General features: G+C 44.6%; 27 protein-coding genes and 2 pseudogenes. 2 read left to right on the forward strand and 27 right to left on the reverse strand.

From position 1 onward, the window contains the following. Window positions 1-6: 6 nt before the first annotated feature. Window positions 7-780: a transcriptional activator Mta gene (mta, locus tag NYE53_RS18465; protein WP_003242936.1), complete on the reverse strand. Its 774-nt coding sequence runs from the start codon at window positions 778-780 to the stop codon at window positions 7-9. A 144-nt stretch (window positions 781-924) separates the two neighbouring features. Between mta and NYE53_RS18470 the strand changes: the two genes are divergently transcribed. Next, window positions 925-1,308 carry a DUF5362 family protein gene (locus tag NYE53_RS18470; protein WP_003227738.1) on the forward strand — a complete coding sequence of 128 codons (384 nt, stop codon included), beginning with the start codon at window positions 925-927 and terminating at the stop codon, window positions 1,306-1,308. A gap of 34 nt (window positions 1,309-1,342) precedes the next feature. Here the strand turns inward: NYE53_RS18470 and NYE53_RS18475 are convergent, their stop codons facing one another. The 20 genes and pseudogenes from NYE53_RS18475 to NYE53_RS18570 form a co-directional block, all read right to left on the reverse strand. After that, window positions 1,343-1,984, reverse strand: a complete 642-nt coding sequence (locus NYE53_RS18475) for an NAD(P)-dependent oxidoreductase (protein WP_015714860.1) — start codon at window positions 1,982-1,984, stop codon at window positions 1,343-1,345. A gap of 67 nt (window positions 1,985-2,051) precedes the next feature. After that, entirely contained in the window at window positions 2,052-2,453 is a 402-nt protein-coding gene (locus NYE53_RS18480) for an Rrf2 family transcriptional regulator (protein WP_003227734.1), read from the reverse strand. A gap of 134 nt (window positions 2,454-2,587) precedes the next feature. After that, the gene (gene ureC, locus NYE53_RS18485) at window positions 2,588-4,297 is read right to left on the reverse strand and encodes an urease subunit alpha (protein ID WP_003243090.1); all 1,710 of its coding nucleotides are present in this window, start codon (window positions 4,295-4,297) and stop codon (window positions 2,588-2,590) included. After that, window positions 4,294-4,668, reverse strand: a complete 375-nt coding sequence (gene ureB, locus NYE53_RS18490; RefSeq protein ID WP_003227726.1) for an urease subunit beta — start codon at window positions 4,666-4,668, stop codon at window positions 4,294-4,296. Before ureB ends, ureC begins: the two co-directional genes overlap by 4 nt. Beyond that, entirely contained in the window at window positions 4,665-4,982 is a 318-nt protein-coding gene (gene ureA, locus NYE53_RS18495) for an urease subunit gamma (RefSeq protein ID WP_339246138.1), read from the reverse strand. The genes ureB and ureA overlap by 4 nt, the downstream gene beginning before the upstream one ends. Before the next feature lie 194 nt (window positions 4,983-5,176). Next, window positions 5,177-5,337, reverse strand: a pseudogene (locus NYE53_RS18500) (hypothetical protein). Window positions 5,338-5,557: 220 nt separating this feature from the next. Further along, a pseudogene (locus tag NYE53_RS18505) lies at window positions 5,558-5,782 on the reverse strand (urea ABC transporter substrate-binding protein); the annotation flags it as partial. Window positions 5,783-5,994: 212 nt separating this feature from the next. Beyond that, window positions 5,995-6,183 (reverse strand): stress response protein CsbD, encoded by a 189-nt coding sequence (gene csbD / locus NYE53_RS18510; protein WP_003227718.1) that lies wholly within the window; start codon window positions 6,181-6,183, stop codon window positions 5,995-5,997. Window positions 6,184-6,255: 72 nt separating this feature from the next. After that, window positions 6,256-6,735, reverse strand: coding sequence for a hypothetical protein (locus NYE53_RS18515; RefSeq protein ID WP_003244390.1), 480 nt, complete (start codon window positions 6,733-6,735; stop codon window positions 6,256-6,258). Between the two features lie 153 nt (window positions 6,736-6,888). Further along, window positions 6,889-8,022, reverse strand: a complete 1,134-nt coding sequence (rapB, locus tag NYE53_RS18520) for a response regulator aspartate phosphatase RapB (RefSeq protein ID WP_015251020.1) — start codon at window positions 8,020-8,022, stop codon at window positions 6,889-6,891. 191 nt (window positions 8,023-8,213) lie between these two features. Then, entirely contained in the window at window positions 8,214-9,239 is a 1,026-nt protein-coding gene (gene moaA / locus NYE53_RS18525; protein ID WP_003243488.1) for a GTP 3',8-cyclase MoaA, read from the reverse strand. 15 nt (window positions 9,240-9,254) lie between these two features. Then, the gene (fdhD, locus tag NYE53_RS18530; protein WP_339246141.1) at window positions 9,255-10,043 is read right to left on the reverse strand and encodes a formate dehydrogenase accessory sulfurtransferase FdhD; all 789 of its coding nucleotides are present in this window, start codon (window positions 10,041-10,043) and stop codon (window positions 9,255-9,257) included. Window positions 10,044-10,290: 247 nt separating this feature from the next. After that, complete coding sequence (locus tag NYE53_RS18535; protein WP_021480806.1) at window positions 10,291-10,452, reverse strand: hypothetical protein; 162 nt, start codon at window positions 10,450-10,452, stop codon at window positions 10,291-10,293. A gap of 94 nt (window positions 10,453-10,546) precedes the next feature. Continuing rightward, entirely contained in the window at window positions 10,547-11,221 is a 675-nt protein-coding gene (locus NYE53_RS18540; RefSeq protein ID WP_003243553.1) for a VWA domain-containing protein, read from the reverse strand. Between the two features lie 52 nt (window positions 11,222-11,273). Then, the gene (locus NYE53_RS18545; RefSeq protein WP_014478246.1) at window positions 11,274-11,414 is read right to left on the reverse strand and encodes a hypothetical protein; all 141 of its coding nucleotides are present in this window, start codon (window positions 11,412-11,414) and stop codon (window positions 11,274-11,276) included. Window positions 11,415-11,544: 130 nt separating this feature from the next. Beyond that, window positions 11,545-12,228 carry a VWA domain-containing protein gene (locus NYE53_RS18550; protein ID WP_003227700.1) on the reverse strand — a complete coding sequence of 228 codons (684 nt, stop codon included), beginning with the start codon at window positions 12,226-12,228 and terminating at the stop codon, window positions 11,545-11,547. Between the two features lie 385 nt (window positions 12,229-12,613). Then, the gene (gene spoIID, locus NYE53_RS18555; RefSeq protein ID WP_339246144.1) at window positions 12,614-13,645 is read right to left on the reverse strand and encodes a stage II sporulation protein D; all 1,032 of its coding nucleotides are present in this window, start codon (window positions 13,643-13,645) and stop codon (window positions 12,614-12,616) included. 195 nt (window positions 13,646-13,840) lie between these two features. Next, window positions 13,841-15,151, reverse strand: a complete 1,311-nt coding sequence (gene murA, locus NYE53_RS18560) for a UDP-N-acetylglucosamine 1-carboxyvinyltransferase (protein ID WP_003227695.1) — start codon at window positions 15,149-15,151, stop codon at window positions 13,841-13,843. A 33-nt stretch (window positions 15,152-15,184) separates the two neighbouring features. Beyond that, complete coding sequence (locus tag NYE53_RS18565; protein ID WP_015483817.1) at window positions 15,185-15,925, reverse strand: YwmB family TATA-box binding protein; 741 nt, start codon at window positions 15,923-15,925, stop codon at window positions 15,185-15,187. Window positions 15,926-16,059: 134 nt separating this feature from the next. Further along, complete coding sequence (locus tag NYE53_RS18570) at window positions 16,060-16,290, reverse strand: DUF1146 family protein (protein WP_003227691.1); 231 nt, start codon at window positions 16,288-16,290, stop codon at window positions 16,060-16,062. Between the two features lie 169 nt (window positions 16,291-16,459). On the opposite strand from NYE53_RS18570, the gene NYE53_RS18575 reads away from it, so the two are divergent. Beyond that, a complete protein-coding gene (locus NYE53_RS18575) occupies window positions 16,460-16,933 on the forward strand; it encodes a hypothetical protein (protein WP_003243900.1) in 474 nt (157 codons plus the stop codon). Window positions 16,934-16,966: 33 nt separating this feature from the next. On the opposite strand, the gene NYE53_RS18580 is transcribed toward NYE53_RS18575, so the two are convergent. The 6 genes from NYE53_RS18580 to atpF form a co-directional block, all read right to left on the reverse strand. Beyond that, on the reverse strand, window positions 16,967-17,365 hold the full coding sequence (locus NYE53_RS18580; protein ID WP_014478254.1) for a F0F1 ATP synthase subunit epsilon: 399 nt from the start codon (window positions 17,363-17,365) through the stop codon (window positions 16,967-16,969). A gap of 23 nt (window positions 17,366-17,388) precedes the next feature. After that, window positions 17,389-18,810: a F0F1 ATP synthase subunit beta gene (atpD, locus tag NYE53_RS18585; RefSeq protein ID WP_003227686.1), complete on the reverse strand. Its 1,422-nt coding sequence runs from the start codon at window positions 18,808-18,810 to the stop codon at window positions 17,389-17,391. A 25-nt stretch (window positions 18,811-18,835) separates the two neighbouring features. Then, a complete protein-coding gene (gene atpG / locus NYE53_RS18590; protein WP_003244388.1) occupies window positions 18,836-19,699 on the reverse strand; it encodes an ATP synthase F1 subunit gamma in 864 nt (287 codons plus the stop codon). A gap of 76 nt (window positions 19,700-19,775) precedes the next feature. Further along, a complete protein-coding gene (atpA, locus tag NYE53_RS18595) occupies window positions 19,776-21,284 on the reverse strand; it encodes a F0F1 ATP synthase subunit alpha (RefSeq protein WP_014478256.1) in 1,509 nt (502 codons plus the stop codon). Between the two features lie 16 nt (window positions 21,285-21,300). Continuing rightward, window positions 21,301-21,846: a F0F1 ATP synthase subunit delta gene (locus tag NYE53_RS18600; protein ID WP_017696011.1), complete on the reverse strand. Its 546-nt coding sequence runs from the start codon at window positions 21,844-21,846 to the stop codon at window positions 21,301-21,303. Then, window positions 21,843-22,355: a F0F1 ATP synthase subunit B gene (gene atpF / locus NYE53_RS18605; protein WP_003244051.1), complete on the reverse strand. Its 513-nt coding sequence runs from the start codon at window positions 22,353-22,355 to the stop codon at window positions 21,843-21,845. Before atpF ends, NYE53_RS18600 begins: the two co-directional genes overlap by 4 nt. Window positions 22,356-22,490 lie beyond the last annotated feature (135 nt).

Here is a 22,490-nt window from a genome sequence, read left to right on the forward strand (position 1 = left end):
CGGCCTTTACGGCCGGGGGTTTTCCTGATGGTCACAGTAAATGATGATTGCCTCCCGCAAAAAAGCGGCAAGACCTTCTCCATATTGATTGATTGAATCGGTAAATCGCTCGTCAGTGATATACACTTCCCCGAGTCCTCTGAAAATGTCGAGTGTGCAATCGTAATGATATTGGCAAATATGATCGCGAAATGCCCCCACTGCGGCCTGAATCTCTGCATCATCGGGCCCATGCTTCATTCGCGCCGCAATTCGTCTGTAAATCGAATCAAATTCAGCCATGATCGTGCGCCAATCATCTGCCGAGTATGCAGATGTCCTTTTCTCTGTTTCTTCTGCAATTTCCTTTCCATACAGCTTTCTGACTTCATCAGCGTATGTCTGCTGGTGCTCTTCAATGTCTTTCATGCTTAATCCGGCAAATAAATCCCTCTTATTCATCGTTTCCCCTCCATCAACGGACAAAAGCGTCCTGTCAATTGTTTGAATCATCTCATCCATTCTTTGTTTTTTCTTCATCAATATCTCCTTTTGCGACTGAAGTGCCGCTTTCCGGTCAAAATTCGGATGATCCAGCATCTCTTTAATCTCATCCAGACGAAACCCGATTTCCTTGAAAAATAAAATCTGCTGCAGTCTTTCCAGGTCTGCGTCACTGTACAAACGATACCCAGCATCAGTAAGCGCTGAAGGATTCAGAAGCTCAATATTGTCATAGTGATGAAGCGTCCGAATGCTGACACCTGATATCTCCGCCACTTGTTTAACTTGATATTTCATACATAACACCTCCTCTTTTTTATCGTAAACAATCACGCAACGTTAGGGTCAATCCCCAAAATGTTATTTTCTATATACAAAACTTCTCACAAATAGTGTATAAAAGAAAAGTGAGTATTTTTTTGTAAAGGGGAGCCAGTATACATGAATCCTGAAACAATGAACAAAACCCTCATCAGCATTTCGAAATGGGGAAAAGCTACAGGCATTTTATTTATTATTATGGGCGCAATTACCGCGCTTTCAGGCGCGTTCTTTTTTCTAATCGGTGCCGTGCCAGGCGTACTGCAAATTATTTCCGGTATCTTTTTGATGAGATCAGCTAGGGAAGCAGGCCAAATGGCTGAACACAATAGCGGACAGTCTGAAGACTTAATGCTGGAGAATTACGCGAAATTCGTAAAGATGCAAGGGATTTATTTGATCGTAAGCATTGCTGTATCCATTCTTGCGATTATCGCCTTCTTCATCTTTTTAATGCTTGGGATTGCTGACGGCCTTTTCAGCGATACGTACAGCACTTATTAATGAGAAAAACCCGGAGCTGGCTCCGGGTTTTTTATTATTCCGCTTCGCTTACCACTGTGAAGCGTTCATTTTTGTGTTCGGGATGTTCAAGCTCGTCCAGTACAGCAATCGCATAATCTGCATAGCTGATATAGCTGTCGCCTTTTGCATTTACGATGACATTGTCTTTTCCTTTTTGGTAAGAGCCAGTCCGTTTTCCTGCTGGATCAAAAAATGCCGCAGGACTGAGGAACGTCCAGGAAATGGAGTCTGTCTGCTGCAAATCTTTCAGGTTCTCTCCTTGATTTGATGCAGTTGGCAAATATTCTTTCGGAAATTCTGGCGTATCCATTAAACGGGTTGTTTTGGCTTCATCAACAAACAGGCTTCCCGCTCCGCCAACAACAAGCAATCTTGTGTGCTTCGCATCCTTTAAGATGCTGATGAGTGCTCTTCCTGCTTCAACATGAAGATGTTCTTGGCCGGGTGCTGCTCCAAAAGCGTTTACGACCGCGTCGAAAGGCTTGATGTCTTCCGCAGTCAGTTCAAACACATCTTTTTCCAAAACCGCTACGTCCTGCTCCTGCACTTTTGAAGCGTTTCTGACGATGGCTGTCACTTCATGGCCTCTTGTTTTCGCTTCTTTCAAAATCTCGTTTCCCGCTTTCCCGCTTGCGCCGATAATACCAATTTTCATTTTTCATTTCCTCCTTATTTGTAACAATTTTAGTTACATGTTAGCGGTGAGAAGTCATCCCTTTTGATTAAAAGAGATGATTCATAACATCTTTTAATGACTTGCTTGCCAGTTCATTTTCCATCGCTCTTTGCACACTTTCAAACGTTTCATCCAGAGCGTTCTGAATTTTTTTCCCTACCGGACATTTCGGATTCGGGTTTTCATGAACCGCAAAGAGTTCTTCTTGCTTTTGGACAGCCCGGTACACTTCTAAAAGAGAAATATCAGCAGGATCTTTTTTGAGGCTTGCACCCGGCACCCCGGCGCGTGATGTGAGAATATCAGCTTTTTTCAGCAGGCTGATCATTCTTCGCACAACTACCGGATTCGTGTTGACACTGTCTGCAATGATTTCTGAAGATGTTTTTTCATCCATCGAGATGAGGGATAAAATATGAATGGCAACAGCAAGACGGCTGTTAATCATGTTTTTTCACCACCGTTGTAACTATAATAGTTACATTTGATTCGTTTGTCAACATCTAATATACACTAAATACACGGGTTTTGTGCACCGTTTTTAGTCAATAGAACGGCCGGATGCACTCCGGCCGCGTCTTATCAGAATAAGAAATATCTTTGTCCAAGGGGGACATAATCGACAGGCTGGCAAGACAATTCCTCCCCGTCAGCAAAGACCTGATAGGTTTTTGGATCAATCTCAATCTTCGGCAAAGCCGAATTCAGCTTCATATCCAGCTTGCTCAGCTTTCTGATATTTTTGACTGGAGAAATCCTTTTTTCCAGCCCTAAGCTTTCCGCTACACCACGCTCTATGCTTGCCTGAGACATAAATGTAATCGAGGTTGAGCGGTTGGCTTTTCCGTAAGACGCATACATTTGGCGCATGAAAACCGGTTCAGGAGTCGGGATGGACGCGTTCGGATCTCCCATTTGCGCACGTGCAATCATGCCGCCCTTTAAGACCAGTTCCGGTTTTACGCCGAAAAATACCGGGTCCCACAGAACGAGATCAGCAAGCTTCCCTTTTTCCACCGAGCCGACCTCATGGCTGAGCCCGTGCGTAATTGCCGGATTAATCGTGTATTTGGCAATGTACCGTTTTGCGCGCACATTGTCATTCCCGTTTTCGCCGGCAAGAGCGCCGCGCTGTTTTTTCATTTTATCGGCTACCTGCCATGTTCGGATGATCACTTCACCGACCCGCCCCATCGCTTGGGAATCCGATGATGTCATGCTGATCGCACCGATATCATGGAGAATATCCTCCGCGGCAATCGTCGCCGCCCTGATTCTGGAATGGCTGAACGCCACATCTTCAGGCACTTTTGCATCTAAATGGTGGCAGACCATCATCATGTCAAGATGCTCATCCATCGTATTAACGGTATAAGGAATGGTTGGCGTTGTAGATGACGGCAGAATGTTCGCGTAAGAGGCGAGCTTCATAATATCCGGGGCATGGCCGCCGCCTGCCCCTTCTATGTGATAAGTATGAATGACCCGGTCCCCGATCGCGTCGAGCGTGTTTTCCAAAAAGCCCGCTTCGTTAATCGTATCGGTATGGATGGCAACTTGAATATCAGCCTCGTCCACGACTTCCATACACGTTTTAATGGCGCTTGGCGTCGTGCCCCAGTCTTCATGAAGCTTAAGGCCGATGGCGCCTGCTTCCACCTGCTCGATCAGCGGCGCTTTATCGGATGCATTCCCTTTCCCTAAGAAGCCGACATTGATTGGAAACTCCTCGGCCGCTTCCAGCATCCTTGCCATATACCACGCGCCGGATGTACAAGTTGTCGCTTTGCTGCCTGTCGCGGGTCCAGTTCCGCCTCCCAAAAGGGTTGTCACACCTGAAGAAAGCGCAACTTCCATCTGCTGAGGACAAATAAAATGAATGTGCGTGTCCACTCCCCCGGCTGTTAAAATTTTGCCTTCACCGGAAATCACCTCTGTCCCCGCTCCGATGACCATGTGCGGATCGACTCCATCCATGATATCAGGATTTCCGCTTTTTCCGACACCGACAATCCGGCCGTCTTTCACACCGACATCCGCTTTGACAATGCCTGTGTAATCCAATAGCACGACGTTGGTGATAACCAAATCCAAAGCGCCGTCCTTCCCTGTGATTCTGCCGTTTTGGCCCATGCCGTCGCGGATCGTTTTTCCGCCGCCAAAGATCATTTCTTCACCATATACTGTGAAATCCTTTTCGACTTCGATCCATAAATCCGTGTCGCCCAATCTGATTTTATCGCCCGTTGTCGGGCCAAACAGCTCCGCATATTCCTCCCGTGACATTTTCATCGGATTACACCCTCCATCCAGCCGGCTTGTTTTAAGTTGGCCAACGTTTTTTCTTTGCCGCGTTCATCGATAAACGTGTCGGCCATTCCGTTCAGCCCTCTAATTGTCTTGCGTCCTCTGATTTCCACTAGTGAGACCGTTTTCTGCTCTCCCGGCTCAAAACGGACTGACGTGCCTGATGGAACATCAAGACGCATGCCGATCGCCAGCTCACGGTCAAATAATAAAGCCCCGTTGGCCTCCGCAAAATGAAAATGCGAACCGACTTGAATGGAGCGTGATCCGGTGTTTTTTACCGTTACCTCCCGTATCTCACGGCCTTCATTAATCGTAATGGTTCCCTCAGCAATTTGAAATGCTCCCGGCTTCATGACTTCACCTCCGCAGAAATTGGCTGATGTACCGTAACAAGCTTTACTCCATCCGGAAATGTGGCCTCCACCTGAATGCTGTCAAGCATCTCAGGCACCGCCTCCATCACATCTTTTTCCGTTAATACATGGCGGCCGGCTTCCATCAGCTCTGCTACTCCCTTCCCATCACGTGCGCCTTCCATAATAAAGCAGGTGATATAAGCAGCAGCCTCAGGATAGTTCAGCAGAACGCCCCGCGCCTTTCGCTGTTTGGCTAATTCCCCCGCTGCAAAAATGAGCAATTTCTCTTGTTCAACCGGTGTCAGTTTCATCTGTAGTCCTCCTTCTTTTGTCATATAAAGCAGATGCGGCTACTACGAATTTGCGGAACAGTCAGGCGGGACATCACCTCCCTTTCTTCGAGAATGGGGGTCATACGGTAAGATGCCTTTCAAAGCGGCATGCCGTTTCTTCATCAGCCTTGCCATGGTCAACAACCGTTCCCCTGTCGATCACGGAAAGATAGTCAGCACAGATTAACGCGTTTTCCAGACTGCGCTCGACTAAGATAACAGAAATGTCTTTTTTTCTGGAAATTTTCACAATAACTTGTCTGACTAGTTCGACAATTAAAATCTGAATTCCTTCCAATTGTTCATTAAGTAAAATATTTTTCAGATTTACCATCAGCGCTCTGGCGATTGCAAGCTGCTGCTGTTGGCCGCCTTTTCGTTTTGAACAAACGTTTGATTAAAACAAATAGCCCCCCTGTTTAGCCGGAGTCGGCCTAATACAGCAACAATCTGCCCCGGGTGAACTCCATGCTAAGAATGTGCTAAACCATCGATTGATCATAACCAGACGTTACATTCCTGATGGCAGCCCGTTGTTTTGCTCCGCAACCGGAAGCATGGCATGGAAGCCAGTCTGAGGCGCCGTCCTCCACGATACCGAGAACCCGACTATTGCCATTAACTCCGTATCATGGACGGTCACTTCGCTGATCGCCACCGTTCCTCTTAACGAGTGAAGAATTCCGGCCTTCACTGAATCCCCGCTTGTGTCGATATCAACTGTTTTTTCGCACTCCCGTTGCTTCCGACACTTTCTTCGGTGCAGTACATTCCGTCATCAAAACCCCTTTGTTTGATTTCTTCAAATGATGTTATAAAAGTTTACAACTTATGTCATTATTATATAGAAGAGGCCTATTAATTCAAAGAATATTTAAAAAATTTAGTTACCTTGACCAAATCAGCTTCTATTTTTGTTATATTTATTCACATCAGAAAAAGCGAACAAAAAAAGACAAGAAACAAATCGTTTCCTGCCTCTTCCGTATGATTAATCTTTATCTGAAAATTTATCCTTGGCCTTCCCGATATCCTTTTGGATTTCGCCTTTCGCCTTATCTTTTTTGCCTTCAGCCTGCATGTCCGTTCTGTCAGCCATATCTCCGACTTTATCCTTCACTTCTCCTTTGGCTTTATTGAAGCCGCCCTTCATTTTGTCTTTTACACTATCGTTACCCATGTTAATTCTCCCCTCTCAATTATGTGTGTACTTGTTACCTTCCCGATCTGAGAGACAATAAACATTCTAATGTTATTTATCGATTTCGTAGCGCTCTCCGTAACGGAGCACCTTGTATATTGCCAGCCCGTCTGATGACTTTTTCTCCGAATACCGGACCGGCAGCAGGGCAAAAAACACATAATACGTAGAAAAATAGACAAACTGATAGAAAAACACATTCGGCTTTAATACACTGTGTATAATCAGCAGATTGATTGCAAAAATCGTGATGAGGTTAAACAAGCAGCCCCCTGCATACACGAGTGCATTTGAGAATCGATTGTCAATTTTCAACTCCCCGTACCGGCAAAAAGAATCGATAAAATAAATCGTTCTGAACCGTATGGGTCCAATTTTAAGCAGCGTTTTTCCCATGCCTATATCCAACGATCCTTTTCCGCCAAAAATAAAAGCCATAAAGCTGTGCCCTGAAACATGTATAATCTGTACAAGCGGCAGAACAATGAGGAAAGACCACAGAAACTTCACCATATCATTAAAACCAAACATTGAATTCCCCCTCACATGCATATCTGCATCCCAAAACGGCTTTTTTTCAAAAAACAGTGCTGTAGCGATTTTTCCTGTTCTCCCCGGAAATAAACGTTCCGATGCTCCCCATTTTTTGCATAAAAAAACCATCTGCCAGCAGATGGTTTTGTCTCATACTTCATATAAACAATCGTTCCTTTGAATCATCTCTCTCATGCTGACCGCTTTTTCATAAAAATACACCGCTTCTTTATATTGTTCGCGATGACTGAAGTAGGAGGCAGCATCTAAAGCAAATTCTTCAATATATACGTACAGGCCCTTTTCTTCCATATAATCAAATACTTCTTGAATCATATCCAAATTGACAGATTCCACATATAATGCCTGCAGAAATTTATATTTTGCCAGACTGAAGAAGTCGTTTCGTTTTTGGGCAATGGCAATCCCTTTTTCATAGTACCGTATCGCGGCTTCGCTATCTTGTTTTTTGAAAAGAACTCGAGTCAGGCTGAAGAGCGCTTTTGGAAGCTGTTCCAGCTGATAATCCTCGAAGACAGGAAGCGCTTTTTCAAAGTATTCGGCGGCCTGATCCAGCTCCCCCTTGTCATCATAGCAATTCCCGATATTATAAAGGGCTGATCCGATCAAACGGGGCTGTCCTTCCAATAAAGCAAGGCGATACGCGTCATCTAAATGTTCAAGCGCTTTTTCATAATTTCTGTAGTCAATGTAGTTTCCTGATATGACGAAATGGCATTGAATTCTTCTGACTCTGTAAAAATCGTGAGCCTTATACGTCTCCAGCGCCTGTACGGCATGGTTCATGGAAAAGTGCGTCTGCTTCATAATATAAAAGACTTCCGCCACTTTAAAATGAAATTCCGCTCTTTCAATTTCATCTTCTACAAACGCAAGCATCTTCTCAGCTTTCCGATAAAAAGATATAGCCGAGATGTAATTGTTCTGTTCAAATTCGTACATTCCTCTAAACAAGTGAAAATAATACTCAGATAATCCGGAGATGCTGTCCTGATTACTTTCCAGCGTTTTGATCAATTCACGATATTGAAGCTGAGATTCCTCGTGCAGGTCAGGCTTTACATAATCCAGCATAATTTGGTGACGGTAGCTGATCAGCTGATAATACAGGAGAAGCAGCTGATCCTCTTCCATCTGTTCTATATCTAGATCAATTTCTTCCTTCAGCTTTACGGCATCAGCCACTTGAAATGCTAAAATGTGCTTATACCACTTATTGATTTTCACTCCTACTTGAGATGACGGGATCTCGTACGCGGCCATGCCCCTCCAACCCTTTCTATTTTCTAATTGGTTATATTTTATCATAATGTATGGCTTTGGAATTAAATTTTCTTACAATGATTCCTTCTTTATGCCTATCCTTATATATTTCGGTTTTTATACGTATTTTTTGCACTCGGATTCTAATAAAAAAGCTTACCGGACAGTGCCGATAAGCTTTTGACTTCAAATTAACCGCCAATATAAGACATTTCCACTTTCTTTTTGCCAGATGCTTTTGATAACGTACGATCGACTGAATACTGATCAATCCGATTTTTCCATACTGTCCCGATCATTTCTGATAGTTCGTCATCACTTAATTCCTGGCGAACCGGAGCTCTGAGGTCAAATCCGCTTGAAGCGAATAAGCAGGTAAACAGCTCTCCTCTCGCAGAAAGACGGGCTCTGTTGCAAGATCCGCAGAACGCATCAGATACAGATGATATGACGCCGATTTCTCCGGAGCCGTCCAAGTAGCGGAATCTGGAAGCCACTTCTCCTATATAATTAGGCGCTATCGGCTCAACCGGCATGTGTTTATTGATCAAATCTATGATTTCCGCCTTTGTCATGACGTCTTTCTTTTCCCATTGGTTGGTGTTGCCTACGTCCATAAATTCAATGAATCTCAGGATATGCCCTTTTTCTTTAAAATAACGGGCCATAGGCAGTATATCTTTTTCATTGACGCCCTTTTGAACGACCATATTGATTTTAACACCTAGCCCTGCTTGCTTCGCCGCTTCAATGCCTTCCAACACCTTGCTGACAGAAACACCGCGCCCGTTTATCTTCTTAAAACGCTCGTCTTCTAAAGAATCAAGGCTGATCGTAACCCTTTTCAGCCCAGCCTCCTTGAGCCTCTTTGCATAAACAGGCAGCAGTGATCCGTTTGTCGTCATCGCGATGTCACGAATACCCGGTATGCGGGCCAGTTTTTTGATTAACTCCGGCATATCCTTTCTCATGAGGGGCTCTCCGCCGGTCAGGCGGATTTTTTCAACGCCAAATCTTGTGACAAACAATGTCGCAAGCCGTTCCAGCTCCTCAAATGAAAGCAGCTCCTCTTTCTTTAAAAAAGGATAATCCGGACCGAATAATTCGGCGGGCATACAGTACGTGCATCGGAAGTTGCAGCGGTCTGTAACAGAAATGCGAAGGTCTCTCAGCGGCCTGTTTCTTTTATCCAACATCTGACGCGACTCTGTAATCATAGCTACAGCCCCTTCCTATCCCCTGATTCTCTCAGGGTGTGTATATACATTAAATGATCCGTTTCTGACAAATCCAATCGCTGTGATATTCAATTCTTCAGCCATTTGAACCGCAAGCTCCGTCGGGGCCGATTTGGAAATGACAATCGACACGCCGATTTTGGCCGCTTTTAACAGGACCTCTGATGAGATTCTGCCGCTGAACACAATCAGTTTGTCGCGTACGGACATCCCGTTTAGAAGGCAGTGTCCGTATAGTTTATCAAGTGCGTTGTGCCGACCGATATCGGTGCGCATCAACAGGAGCTTCTCTGTGTCGCAAAGCGCCGCATTATGGACGCCTCCCGTATCCTGAAACGTCCCGCTCCCTTGCTGCATGTCTTTCATAAGCGCCAGACATACCTCAGGCGATATCTTGATTTGGCTGACAGCCGTCTTGGCTGTTTTGACATCCTGCTGAAAATAAAAATGACGGCCCTTTCCGCAGCATGAGCCGATCACCCGTTTCGTATAATCCTTTTGATCCAATGTCTCAGGGTGAACGAGGTCGACATATACAAAACCGAGACTTTCATCTATTGTAAACCTTTTAATTTCTTTTTGAAATCGTATAACACCCTCTGATGCGAGAAATCCGATGACAAGCTCTTCGATATGCTCAGGCGTACAAACGAGCGTCACAAATTCACTGCCATTCAGTATCACTGTCAAAGGGAATTCCGTCACCATCCGGTCTTCTACTTTCCTTATTTCCCCTTGTTCATAGCGCCATACATCCCTGACCGCAGTTACTTTATCGTTCAATGTCTCTTCCCCTCCGCAATGTTCCTGCCTTTATATTTTTTCACACTCCTCGGATTTTGTCGAATTCTGAGACATAAAAAAGAGCCCTCTGTATAAAGGGGCTTTCACAGGATGTGATGACGGCGGTGTTTAGGCAGGGCGCCTAAGCATTTAGCCTCCATTCCTTTTATAACACGTGAGCACCAATGTGCATTGACAACGAACGCGGGGCTTGTCGACACGCTGAGAGCCCTCTATAGAAAGGACTCTATGGTTGATTATACTGATTCTTTTTCAGAACCGTAAACAGCACAATAGCTGCGATCAAGGTGAGAATGCTGACAAAAAAGAAGGCTGCCAGTTTTAGAAGAACACCAAGCAATATGAATGCAACGGTGGCTATAAGAAAAATCATTCCTAATAATTTCATATGTTCAACCCCTTTTTAGGGTATCATTCCCGGCCAAATTGTTTTTAAACCAATAAAAAAAGGCGCCTGGGGGAGCGCCTGATCTTTAGGTTCCTTACTCAGTAAATTTTTGTGCTTCTTTTTCCCAAGCCTGTTCGAACTCATCCGCACTGTTCGCTGAAATATATTCTCCGCCGCCAGCGACAGCTGCTTGTTTCATCTCTTCATTACCCTTGACATCAAAGTTGAAGCCAATGATGTTTACAATCGTATCCACATTTGATGCACGGAGCTTTTCGATTTCTGCCGCAGGGTCTCCGCCGCACGTTTCTTCACCGTCAGTGATTAAATACACCACGTTTTTCCCGTCTGCGTCAAATGCTTCAAATTCTTTTCTTGTGTCTGCAAGTGCTTTGGCAATCGGTGTCCATCCAGTCGGCTTGAGCTCACTCAATGAATTGTCAAACAGAGACCCTTCATATGGATGAAGGCCGTAAATGGTTTCCGTCGTACTGCACGAAAGGGCTTTACCGGACAGTTTATTGTTCCCTGCATGCCCGAAAACGCGAAGCATAAGATTTGTATCCTTCGGAAGGAGTTCGGCAAAAGATTTTACTGATTTTTTGGCAATGTCTATTTTGCGCTCTCCTCCTGTTTTTTGAACCATGCTTCCGCTTCCGTCAAACAAAACAGCTACATTTGTATCGGCCTGTTTCTCAGCGGCAAAAGACGGGGAGGCGATGGAAACAGTCAACAATCCAATGATACCGGCAGCCAGCAATTTTTTCATATGATTACTTCCTTTCTTTTTCATATTTTCCAACTATATGTTGGATTCTTCTTTATGCTAGAATACGAAAATGCAAAAAGATATAGGACATGCTGCCTTTTGTGCTGCTTTCACGATCTGTCCAAAATCGCTTGAAATGCCGTTCATTTTTAGCCATTTCCGCCCAGAAAGCATAAACAGATTGTGTGATCATTCATTCTTTTTTCGCCTTGATTATGACAGAAAAACGGAAATCTGCTACTATGCTACAGGCAGATAGCTAATTAGTTTTGAAGTTTTTGTTACATACAAAAAGAGGCTGGCCATCACCAGCCTCTTTTTTCTTATTTAGATAACATTAGTGATTGCTGAGTGAAAATTTTCTCAACATCTTTTTGGGTATAAGCCGGGAAGTATTCACCGCCGCCTACTTTCGCAATTGCGTTTAGCTGGCCTTTGTATCCCTCTTTATAATCAAAACCGATCACATTAACAGTGATATTGTCTTTTTGCAGTTCCTTTGCTGTTTTAATCGGGTTTCCTCCGCACGTTTCCTCACCGTCTGTTAACAGATACACCACTTTTTCCCCTTTTGCATCAAGCTGGTCAAAAGAAGATTTCGCCTCGTTCAGCGCTTTGGCAATTGGCGTCCAGCCAGTCGGCCCAATTGTATTGAGAGAATTGAGGAAGCTTTGCTCGTTAAAGCTTTGGAAGCCGTATACGTTGCGAATGGCTTCACATGACTGAACTTTTCCGGAATTTTTATTGTTTCCTTCAGAGCCAAACACACTCATTTTCACCTGAGTTCCTTCTGGCAATGAGCTCGCAAACTTTGAAATTTCTTTTTTGGCTGAATTAAATTTAGATACACCATCTATTCTTTTCGCCATACTTCCGCTGGCATCAAGCAAGACCGCCACGTTCGCCGGCGCTTTAGCCTCCGTTTCTGTCTTTTCAGCTGCAAAAGCAGGTGAAGTTAATCCAAAAAGCAATCCTGTCATCATGATCAGTGAAAATCTTTTCTTCATGTTCGTACCCCTTTACCAATTTGTTTCTGCGTGCAGATGTTCAACGCTGAACATAATCTATCGTAATCAACAAAAACCGAGAAATAAATAGGGCGGGCTTCCCCATTGCTGTTGTTTACTTTTGCATAGAAACCTATGTTTTTATTAGTGATTTCCACCTAACGCCCCTATGAAAAGAGAAGATTGTCCGCCTTTCGGCTTTCGTTATATGAGTCTGTCGAAGTCTGTCGACAAATGTGGATGACTTTACCACAATCTCAAAGCCTGAAATCAGGAAAAAAGGACTGATCCTTAAAGACGGTCAGAAGCTCCTCTAAACCGTTTCAGCTGCTCTTAGATAAAAGACATTCAAGAACAGAAAAAGACGCCCAAAGAGCGTCTTTTTCTACTTTTTCGCCATATATTTATTCAAAAACGCATCTGCCTCAGAAATTTGTGTGCCTTGGTAATAGTACTTTACAATGTCATCAACCGTTTTGCCTTCTTTGGCCATAAAATTCGCTCCGTATTGGCTCATCCCCACACCGTGGCCAAATCCTCTCGTCGTGACTGTAATTGTGTCTCCATTTCGCTTCCATTCAAAATCGGCGGAGTTGAGACCCAGCTTTTCACGTATGTCTCTTCCTTTCAGCGTCTTGCCGTTAATGACGGCAGTTGCGACCTGGTGGCCCGGTGTCTCGCCGGTAATCTTCCCTACTGCGCTAGATCCATCCAGCTTGACGCCAAGCTTTTGCTGAAATTCTGCCGCTGTAAAGGTTTTCGTTGCCTTATATTTCGGAGACTTTTTATCCCATGGGCTTTTGACGCTTTTTAAATATGGGATAGCACTTGTCCAATAAGCTTCTGCATTCTCTGTGTAGCCGTTGCTTGTGGAGAAAAAGGAGGCTTCAATCGGCTGGTTGTTGTACGTTAAGATTTTGCCTTGCGTACTGGCTACCGCAGCTGTGATTTTCTTCAGTTTTGTCTCATAGCTTGTGCCCCACTGTTTTTTCAGCTCCGCTTTGTTTTTATACACCTGGAACATCTGTGTATCATCCACCAGTGAGCCTTTAGGAGCCTCAACCGCTGAATTTGACACCATCAGTCTGACAATAAATGTTCTGGCGGCAAGCGCCTGGGCTTTCAGCGCTTCAGGTTTAAAGGTTGCCGGCATTTCGGAGGCGACGACTCCAATCACATACTCTTCAAGCGGAATGTCTTCTACGGATTGATTTGCGGTTCGATAGACGGGAATAGAAACAGGTGATGCTTTCAATGTTTCTGCTCCTTTCGATGCTGGTTTCGTGCTGACTGCTGTCTTTTCTGATTCTACGCTGGCCCCCGCTTCCTTATTATGCTGGAATGGTATAACCAAGAGTGTGGGAACCAAGAGAATCAATGCACATAGTACGGATAGTGTGATTGCGAATTGTTTCATATTCAGCTGCCTCCTGCTCGGGATTCGACTCTAGTCTAGTCTATGGGCAGGGACAAGCTAATATGACTCTCGTTTTGGACAGAAACTTTATTTGTCATTTACGTATTCTTTTTTGCTATTTTGCGCATAATGATGATAATACACAAAAAATAAAAAACCAGTATGCCAGAGTGACATACTGATTTTCAAGTAAGTTTATGCATTTAAGTCAGAAACGACTTCTTTATTCTCTTGCTCAGAAGCAGACTCATCATTTACACGTTCGATGTCTGCGCCCAGAGCGGCAAGCTTCTGATGGAAATCAACGTAACCGCGGTCTAAGTGCTTCAATTCAGTAACACGTGTGTGACCTTCAGCCACTAACCCCGCAAGAATCAGCGCTGCACCTGCACGCAAATCAGTCGCTGCAACTTCAGCTCCCTGAAGCTGTACAGGACCGTTAATGATGACAGAACGTCCTTCAATCTTGATATCACCATTCATACGGCGGAATTCTTCCGCATGCATAAAACGGTTTTCAAAAACTGTTTCTGTAATCATGCTTGTGCCGCTTGCACGAAGCAGAAGCGCCATCATTTGTGACTGCATATCAGTCGGGAAGCCCGGGTGAGGCATTGTCTTGATGTCAATCGGTTTAAGTTCTTTCGGGCCGATGACACGCAGACCTTCACCTTCATCCTTAATTGTTACACCCATCTCTTCCATTTTTGCAATTAAAGAGGTGAGGTGTTCAGGAACGGCTCCTTTTACTAATACGTTTCCTTCAGTGATCGCAGCAGCAACCATAAATGTGCCCGCTTCAATGCGGTCAGGAATAATATGGTGTTTTACGCCGTGAAGCTTTTCGACTCCTTCAATTTTGATGGTGCCGGTGCCAGCTCCGCGGATTTTTCCGCCCATGCCGTTGATATAGTTTGCTAAATCAACGATTTCGGGTTCTTTTGCCACGTTTTCCAGCGTTGTTGTTCCTTCAGCTAGAGCGGCTGCCATAATCAGGTTCTCTGTAGCTCCTACACTTGGGAAGTCCAGATAAATTTTTGCGCCTTGCAGTCGGCCTTTTACTTCAGCTTCAATGAAGCCATTACCGACTTTGATTTCTGCGCCCATTGCTTCAAAACCTTTTAAATGCTGATCAATCGGTCTGGAACCAATTGCGCATCCGCCCGGAAGTGCAACTCTTGCATGACCTGTACGCGCAAGAAGCGGCCCCATGACAAGCACAGACGCACGCATTTTACGAACATATTCAAAAGGTGCTTCAGTTTGCAAAGCGTATGAAGCATTTACAGTCACTTCATTATTTTCAAAATGCACATCTGCTCCTAAATGACGCAACACTTCGTTAATTGTATATACATCGGAGAGCGTAGGTACATCACAAATTACGCTTTTTTCTTCACTTGCTAATAAAGATGCAGCGATAACAGGTAAAACGGCATTTTTAGCGCCTTCAACTTTGACTGTGCCGTTTAACTTCTGACCGCCGCGGACGATGATTTTTTCCAAGGTATTCCCCTCCGCGTCCCTAAATTCTCTATATTAATATTCAGTCGTAACGATTGGTGTGCCAACCGTAACGGTATGTTTTCCGCCCATTCCTGCACTTCTAAGTGCAATTTGCAAATTCATTTTATGTTTCGAGGTCATAATGTACTCTTCCCACTCATCTGTAAACGCAGAAATAGAAACGAAATTTGGCTCAACTACATGTTCTACTGATCTTGCTTGAAATTCATTTAATAACTGATTTGCTTTTTTTTGCAAAACAATATTCATATTATCATCTAAGTGACCATTTAGACAAGTAAAAATAACTACTTTTTCTTGGAATATCCCAAGTGTCTCCCGTTCAAACTGTTCATATGTATCATTCCAGCTATCCGGTGTCTCTAGACTCATTTGCTCATATAATAAATACGAAGTTGGATTGTGTTTTTTGAGGGTTGTGACAAGCTGCAGTCTAAAAGAAGTACGATTTTTTTTGTCAGTATATGTGCCAATTGCCTTTATCATTTTATCTTCCCGTGCAATCACCCAATCATATTGACGATACTCTGATTTTAAACGTTGCACTTTTTGATAAAATTCTTTTTCGGTCAGTGACATGTTTTGTTTTGCATGCAATGTCCACTTATCTATTGACACATCTTGGCGTTCCATCCCCTCTGCCATTTGTGCTAACGGCGTTAATTCACTCGCATGAATGGTATGGAAAACAGCAATGACGAAGCTTAACATGACGGAAATGATAATAGCGTGGCTTACTTGTTTTTTCTTCATGTTCATCTCTCCCCCTTATCCCCAGTTTTACCGGAGGCAAGAGGCGCCATACGTAAAAATCTTCGTCAAAACTCGAGCTATTCGCTTCTACCCGCTTCTCCCAACCATTTAATGATAATAATGTTCAAAACCTATTAAAATAGATAGGGAAGCTGCTGTGAATAATTGAGATAATCTAAAAAGAAATTGGCAACGGCCGTTCCAATGGCAATTGTCAGCAAAATCATCAGGAGTCTTGCCTGCACGACTTTGCCTTTTTTGATTAACGGATCTATATTGACGGCTTGCAACGCCCACCAAGTCACTGCTATAAAAATCAGGTGAACGACAATGCCGATTGCAGCCTGCTGTCCCAATACACTCATCTATTACACTCCTTTCTCTGCGTTCATACCCTTTCTTATTATATAAGAAGCACAGATAAAGATGATACATTTTATACAGAACGGAATAATCACCCAAATCTAGGGCTAATCCCCGCTTAAAGTGCGATTCTTTTACATGGTATACTTTATTGGAAAGGAGCTGGCAAATGTGAATCATTCTTTTTTTCAGCCTGAAAAGCAATATGGTGAGGACCTGCCAATTTTTGATCAGGAATGGGAAGCAATTGCATTCTATTATGATTATAGACAGTCACAGATTGAAGAACTGAATGAATTGTGTCAGTTTTTTAACATTTCTCTTACCTATACGAGAGAGAGCCTTGAAGAGCTTGAAAACCTTTATTTTCAAAGTATACAAGAGCTTTTGCTTGCTGATTGGAATCTTCCTATTGAAGAATTCGAGAAAATGATCAGTGTTTATCTTATAGATTGCGTGATTGCCCGCCATGAAGATGCTGAATGGGTTGTAAAACCTTATCCCTATAAAGACGGCGCTTATACACTTGGCTTTAGAAGACATCGCAAATCGTGGCATACAATGAATGCCTGTGATGGTTTATACCTGCGTCCAAAAGAGGATCGCCCGCTGTTATCGCTGTTTGATTCTCTTGTGCGTTCATAAAAAAATCCTTCTCATAAAGAGAAGGATTTTTTCTTATTTCCCTGCTACATCCAATCTGTTCAAAGCCCGCTGTAACGCAAGCTCAGCCCGACGAATGTCAGTATCATCTGATTGAGAATTCAAACGCTCCTGCGCCCGCTGGCGTGCAGCTTCAGCGCGCTCTTTATCGATGCCTTCTGCTGTCTCGGCAGCCTGGGCAAGGATGGTGACCTGATCAGGACGGACTTCGACAAATCCGCCGCTGACGGCAACCATTTCAGTCTGCCCGTCTTTTTTCAGACGGACAGCGCCGATTTTAAGAGGAGCCACGGTTGGAATATGGCCTGGCAAAATACCGAGATCGCCGCTTTCGGCTCTCACACTCACCATTTCGATATCCGCATCGTATACTGGGCCGTCGGGAGTAACGATATTGACTTTAACGGTCTTCATGCTTTTACCCTCCTAGGACCAGATTAAACTTCTACACCCATTTCTTTTGCTTTCTCAACAACTTCTTCAATACGGCCTACAAGACGGAACGCATCTTCTGGAAGATGGTCGTATTTACCGGCTAAGATTTCTTTGAAGCCTTGTACCGTCTCTTTTACAGGCACGTAAGAACCTTTTTGTCCAGTGAACTGTTCAGCCACGTGGAAGTTCTGAGAAAGGAAGAACTGGATACGACGAGCGCGGTGAACGACAAGTTTGTCTTCCTCGCCTAATTCATCCATACCGAGAATCGCAATGATATCTTGAAGCTCTTTGTAACGCTGAAGCGTTGACTGTACTTCACGCGCAACCGCATAGTGCTCTTCTCCAACAATTTCAGGAGCAAGGGCGCGTGATGTAGATGCCAACGGATCAACCGCAGGGTAAATACCCATTTCAGTTAATTTACGCTCAAGGTTTGTTGTCGCATCCAAGTGAGCGAACGTTGTTGCCGGCGCCGGGTCAGTGTAGTCATCGGCAGGCACGTAGATCGCCTGGATAGATGTAACTGATCCAACATTCGTAGACGTGATACGCTCTTGGAGCTGACCCATCTCAGTTGCAAGCGTCGGCTGATAACCAACCGCTGAAGGCATACGGCCAAGAAGGGCTGAAACCTCTGAACCCGCTTGTGTGAAACGGAAAATGTTATCGATAAAGAACAGTACGTCCTGTCCTTGTACATCACGGAAGTGCTCAGCCATTGTAAGGCCTGTCAAAGCAACACGCATACGTGCGCCCGGCGGCTCGTTCATTTGTCCGAATACCATGGCTGTTTTGTTGATAACGCCAGAGTCACTCATTTCGTAGAAAAGGTCGTTCCCTTCACGAGTACGCTCTCCTACGCCGGCGAATACAGAGATACCGCCGTGCTCTTGCGCGATGTTGTTGATTAATTCCTGGATTAATACGGTTTTACCTACACCGGCACCACCGAACAATCCGATTTTACCGCCCTTAATGTAAGGAGCAAGCAAATCAACAACCTTAATACCTGTTTCAAGAATTTCAACTTCTGTTGAAAGCTGATCGAATGAAGGCGCCTGTCTGTGAATCGGATCCTTTTTCGCATCCGCAGGAACCGGCTCATTCAAATCAATATTTTCTCCGAGAACGTTAAATACACGTCCAAGTGTTACATCACCAACCGGTACTGAGATTGGCGCTCCTGTATCTACAGCTTCCATACCGCGCTGAACACCATCTGTAGATGCCATTGCGATTGTACGGACTGTATCATCACCTAAATGAAGAGCGACCTCAAGCGTTAAATCAATACCTACTTCGTTTTCACTTGCAGCTGGCTGTGAAATTTTAATCGCATTATAAATTTCAGGCAAGTGACCGTCTTCAAAACGCACGTCGACGACCGGTCCTAATACCTGGCTAACGCGTCCTTTCTTCATCGCTATCCCTCCTGACAAAATCTTTCTATTCTAAAGCGGCTGCTCCGCCGACAATTTCCGTAATTTCTTGTGTGATGGCTGCTTGGCGAGCGCGGTTGTAAGAAAGCGAAAGTGAATCGATAAGTTCCTTCGCGTTGTCTGTCGCATTTTTCATCGCCGTCATTCTTGCAGCGTGCTCACTTGCTTTACTGTCAAGAAGCGCACCGAAGATTAAGCTTTCTGCATATTGAGGAAGCAAAACCTCCAGAACCTCCTCTTCAGATGGTTCAAATTCATAAGACGCCGTTCTTTTTCCGCCGCCGCTGCCCAAATCAGATAACGGCAGAAGTTTTTTCTCCGTTACTTCTTGAGTAATGGCGCTGACAAAATGGTTATAAACAAGGTGCAATTCATCAAACGCACCGTCTATAAACATTTGGATCGTTTGACGGGCAAGATCTTTAATTTCTGTAAACGTTACTTCATCCCCAAGTCCTGTTAACTCGGAAATGATCGGAATCTCCCGTTTCTTAAAGAAATCACGGCCCACTCTTCCGATGGCAATCACCGCGTACTCATCCTTAGACTGATGGCGTTCTTGCATGGCCTGATAAGCACTCCGTAAAACCGAACTGTTAAAAGCGCCGGCAAGACCGCGGTCAGACGTAATGACAAGGTATGCCGTTTTTTTCACTTCTCTGCTGAGAAGCATCGGGTGCTTCACGTTGCCGGAAACTCTTCCGACGTTTGACACAACCTCTTGGATTTTATCCATATATGGCACAAATGATTTTGCATTGTTTTCAGCACGATTCAGCTTAGCCGCAGATACCATCTGCATGGCTTTTGTAATCTGACTTGTTTTTTTCGTTGACGTGATCCTTGACTTAATATCGCGTAATGAGGCCAAAGATTTCACCACCTTTTCTCTTCATCTGCGTAAAAAGAGAGAAAAAGAGAACCTTTTTCTCTCATCAGCATTCGAGTTAGTTGCTTGGTGCAAATGTGCGTTTGAAGCCTTCGATTGCAGCTTTGAAGTCTTCATCAGCAGGAAGGTTTCCTGTTTTCGCAATTCCGTCAAGCAGGTCTTTATGGTTTTGGTCAAGGTACATGTAGTACTCTTCTTCAAAACGTCTGATATCCGCCACAGGAATATCATCGAGATATCCTTTTGTCAGCGCATAAAGAATGGCTACTTGCTTTTCAACCGGAAGCGGCTTGTTCAGATCCTGCTTCAGCACTTCAACTGTACGCGCACCGCGGTTCAGTTTTGCCTGAGTCGCTTGGTCGAGGTCAGAACCGAATTGAGCGAATGCTTCCAGCTCACGGTATGACGCAAGGTCAAGACGCAAAGTACCTGATACTTTTTTCATCGCTTTGATTTGCGCTGAGCCGCCGACACGGGATACAGACAATCCGGCGTTGATCGCTGGACGTACGCCTGAGAAGAACAAATCAGATTGCAGGAAGATCTGTCCGTCGGTGATGGAAATGACGTTCGTCGGAATATAAGCAGAGATATCTCCGGCTTGTGTTTCTACGAACGGCAGAGCTGTAATTGATCCTGCGCCTTTCGCGTCGCTAAGCTTTGCTGCACGCTCAAGCAGACGGGAATGAAGATAGAATACATCCCCAGGGAACGCTTCACGGCCTGGCGGACGGCGAAGAAGCAAGGACAGCTCACGGTAAGCAGCCGCTTGTTTAGAAAGATCATCGTATACAACAAGAACGTGCTTGCCGCTGTACATAAATTCTTCTGCCATTGTAACCCCAGCATACGGTGCCAGGTACAGAAGCGGTGCCGGCTGTGACGCAGACGCCGTTACAACAATTGTATAATCAAGCGCGCCGTGTTTACGCAATGTTTCTACTACGCCGCGGACTGTTGATTCTTTTTGACCGATCGCAACATATACGCAGATCATGTCTTGGTCTTTTTGGTTCAGGATCGCATCGATCGCCACAGATGTTTTACCTGTTTGACGGTCACCGATGATCAGCTCACGCTGGCCGCGGCCGATTGGAATCAGTGCATCGATCGCTTTGATACCGGTTTGAAGCGGTTCATGAACGGATTTACGGTCCATAACGCCTGGTGCAGGGCTCTCAATCGGACGAGTTTTGCTTGTAAGGATCGGGCCAAGTCCGTCTACCGGCTGGCCTAACGGATTTACAATACGGCCGATTAACTCTTCACCAACAGGAACCTCCATGATGCGGCCTGTTCTTTTTACTTCGTCTCCCTCACGGATCTCACTGAAAGGTCCTAAGATGACGATACCTACGTTTGATTCCTCAAGGTTTTGAGCCATACCCAAAACACCGTTTGAAAATTCGACAAGTTCACCGGCCATACAGTTGTCAAGGCCGTGCACACGTGCAATACCGTCACCGACTTGGATGACTGTACCTACGTCTTGAACTTCAATATCAGATTGATAATTTTGTATTTGCTGTTTTATCAGCGTGCTAATCTCTTCAGCTTTGATGCTCACTTAGGTTTCACCCCTTCTATCGATTTTCCCCGGCTAATTGACGTTCAATGCGCTGAAGCTTCCCGCTTACGCTGCCGTCATAAATCCGGTTTCCAATGCGGACTTTAATGCCGCCTATTAAATCCGTCTGCACTTCATTTCTGATTCTCAGTGAAGCGACTCCGGCTTTTTTTGCAAACACTTGTGATAATGGTAACATTTCAGCATCCGTCAGCGGTTTCACTGAATATACGATTGCGTCTTCTGTTTGACGGGCCTCATTTGCGAGTTTGATAAACTCATCTGTGAGCTCAGGCACAATCGCGGCACGATGGCGGTCAATCAAAAGAAAAATCGTATTAAGCACGGACTGTGACAAAGAGCCAAATGCATTTTGGATCAGCTCTTTTTTCTTCGCAGCCGGCACCTTCGGATGGTTCAACACATCATTAAGCGCTTTTTCATTTTGAAATACTTGTTTTACAACAGTTAGCTCTTCTTCTACTTGATTCAGCTGAGCGGACTCATTGGCTATATCAAAAAGAGCTGATGCATATCGTTTAGAGACAGCTGATCCACTCATCGGCTTTCTCCTACCTCTTTAAGATAGTCCTGAATCAATTTCTCTTGCGCTTGTTCATCCAGTTCTTTTTCGATCACTTTCGACGCAATCATGACAGAAAGAGACGCTACTTGCTCACGGAGAGCAGAAACCGCCTGTTCTTTTTCCTTCACGATTTCAGTTCTTGCTGCTTCTTTCAGACGTTCAGATTCTGCACGTGCAGCCTGAATAATCTCTTCTTTTTGCTTCTCTCCCAGTTTCTTTGCGTTTTCGATAAGAGTTTGGGATTCCTGTCTTGCTTCTTTTAAAAGAACGCGCTGCTCTTCAATAAGCTGCTGCGCTTCTTTATTTTTTTCTTCAGCAGACGTAATTTCTCCAGCGATGTGGTCTTCACGCTGTTTCATTATGTTTAATAGCGGCCCTAAAGCGTATTTCTTCAGAAGCGCTAATAAGATTAACATAGCTAACAGTTGGAACAGGATATCTCCGCCGTTAAACGACAATCCTAGTTCAAGTGGTAATTGAGACATCTACTACGGCAACTCCCTTCTGCAGGTTTTTCTTTGCTGATCCAGCAGCCGCACTTGTCTCTTTTCAGCCGGCAAGGCGGGGTGCTTATCAGACATAAAGCAATGGCGAAGGTTCTCTTGGAATGATCTTCGCCA

It is taken from the genome of Bacillus sp. FSL R5-0523 (assembly GCF_037975295.1).
In the GTDB taxonomy this organism is placed as follows: Bacteria; Bacillota; Bacilli; order Bacillales; family Bacillaceae; genus Bacillus; species Bacillus subtilis.

Bases quoted from the DNA above. Each gene is read 5' to 3' on its own strand.
- csbD (WP_003227718.1), bottom strand. From the start codon at position 6,183: ATGGGTAACGATAGTGTAAAAGACAAAATGAAGGGCGGCTTCAATAAA.
- ureC (WP_003243090.1), bottom strand. From the start codon at position 4,297: ATGAAAATGTCACGGGAGGAATATGCGGAGCTGTTTGGCCCGACAACG.
- NYE53_RS18550 (WP_003227700.1), bottom strand. From the start codon at position 12,228: ATGAAGAAAAGATTTTCACTGATCATGATGACAGGATTGCTTTTTGGA.
- atpF (WP_003244051.1), bottom strand. From the start codon at position 22,355: ATGTCTCAATTACCACTTGAACTAGGATTGTCGTTTAACGGCGGAGAT.
- NYE53_RS18545 (WP_014478246.1), bottom strand. From the start codon at position 11,414: ATGATCACACAATCTGTTTATGCTTTCTGGGCGGAAATGGCTAAAAAT.
- moaA (WP_003243488.1), bottom strand. From the start codon at position 9,239: ATGATTACAGAGTCGCGTCAGATGTTGGATAAAAGAAACAGGCCGCTG.
- NYE53_RS18565 (WP_015483817.1), bottom strand. From the start codon at position 15,925: ATGAAGAAAAAACAAGTAAGCCACGCTATTATCATTTCCGTCATGTTA.
- NYE53_RS18515 (WP_003244390.1), bottom strand. From the start codon at position 6,735: ATGTTTGGTTTTAATGATATGGTGAAGTTTCTGTGGTCTTTCCTCATT.
- rapB (WP_015251020.1), bottom strand. From the start codon at position 8,022: ATGGCCGCGTACGAGATCCCGTCATCTCAAGTAGGAGTGAAAATCAAT.
- spoIID (WP_339246144.1), bottom strand. From the start codon at position 13,645: ATGAAACAATTCGCAATCACACTATCCGTACTATGTGCATTGATTCTC.
- NYE53_RS18570 (WP_003227691.1), bottom strand. From the start codon at position 16,290: ATGAGTGTATTGGGACAGCAGGCTGCAATCGGCATTGTCGTTCACCTG.
- NYE53_RS18475 (WP_015714860.1), bottom strand. From the start codon at position 1,984: ATGAAAATTGGTATTATCGGCGCAAGCGGGAAAGCGGGAAACGAGATT.
- NYE53_RS18470 (WP_003227738.1), top strand. From the start codon at position 925: ATGAATCCTGAAACAATGAACAAAACCCTCATCAGCATTTCGAAATGG.
- NYE53_RS18480 (WP_003227734.1), bottom strand. From the start codon at position 2,453: ATGATTAACAGCCGTCTTGCTGTTGCCATTCATATTTTATCCCTCATC.
- NYE53_RS18540 (WP_003243553.1), bottom strand. From the start codon at position 11,221: ATGAAAAAATTGCTGGCTGCCGGTATCATTGGATTGTTGACTGTTTCC.
- NYE53_RS18600 (WP_017696011.1), bottom strand. From the start codon at position 21,846: ATGAGTGGATCAGCTGTCTCTAAACGATATGCATCAGCTCTTTTTGAT.
- ureB (WP_003227726.1), bottom strand. From the start codon at position 4,668: ATGAAGCCGGGAGCATTTCAAATTGCTGAGGGAACCATTACGATTAAT.
- NYE53_RS18580 (WP_014478254.1), bottom strand. From the start codon at position 17,365: ATGAAGACCGTTAAAGTCAATATCGTTACTCCCGACGGCCCAGTATAC.
- ureA (WP_339246138.1), bottom strand. From the start codon at position 4,982: ATGAAACTGACACCGGTTGAACAAGAGAAATTGCTCATTTTTGCAGCG.
- atpD (WP_003227686.1), bottom strand. From the start codon at position 18,810: ATGAAGAAAGGACGCGTTAGCCAGGTATTAGGACCGGTCGTCGACGTG.
- mta (WP_003242936.1), bottom strand. From the start codon at position 780: ATGAAATATCAAGTTAAACAAGTGGCGGAGATATCAGGTGTCAGCATT.
- NYE53_RS18535 (WP_021480806.1), bottom strand. From the start codon at position 10,452: ATGAAATTATTAGGAATGATTTTTCTTATAGCCACCGTTGCATTCATA.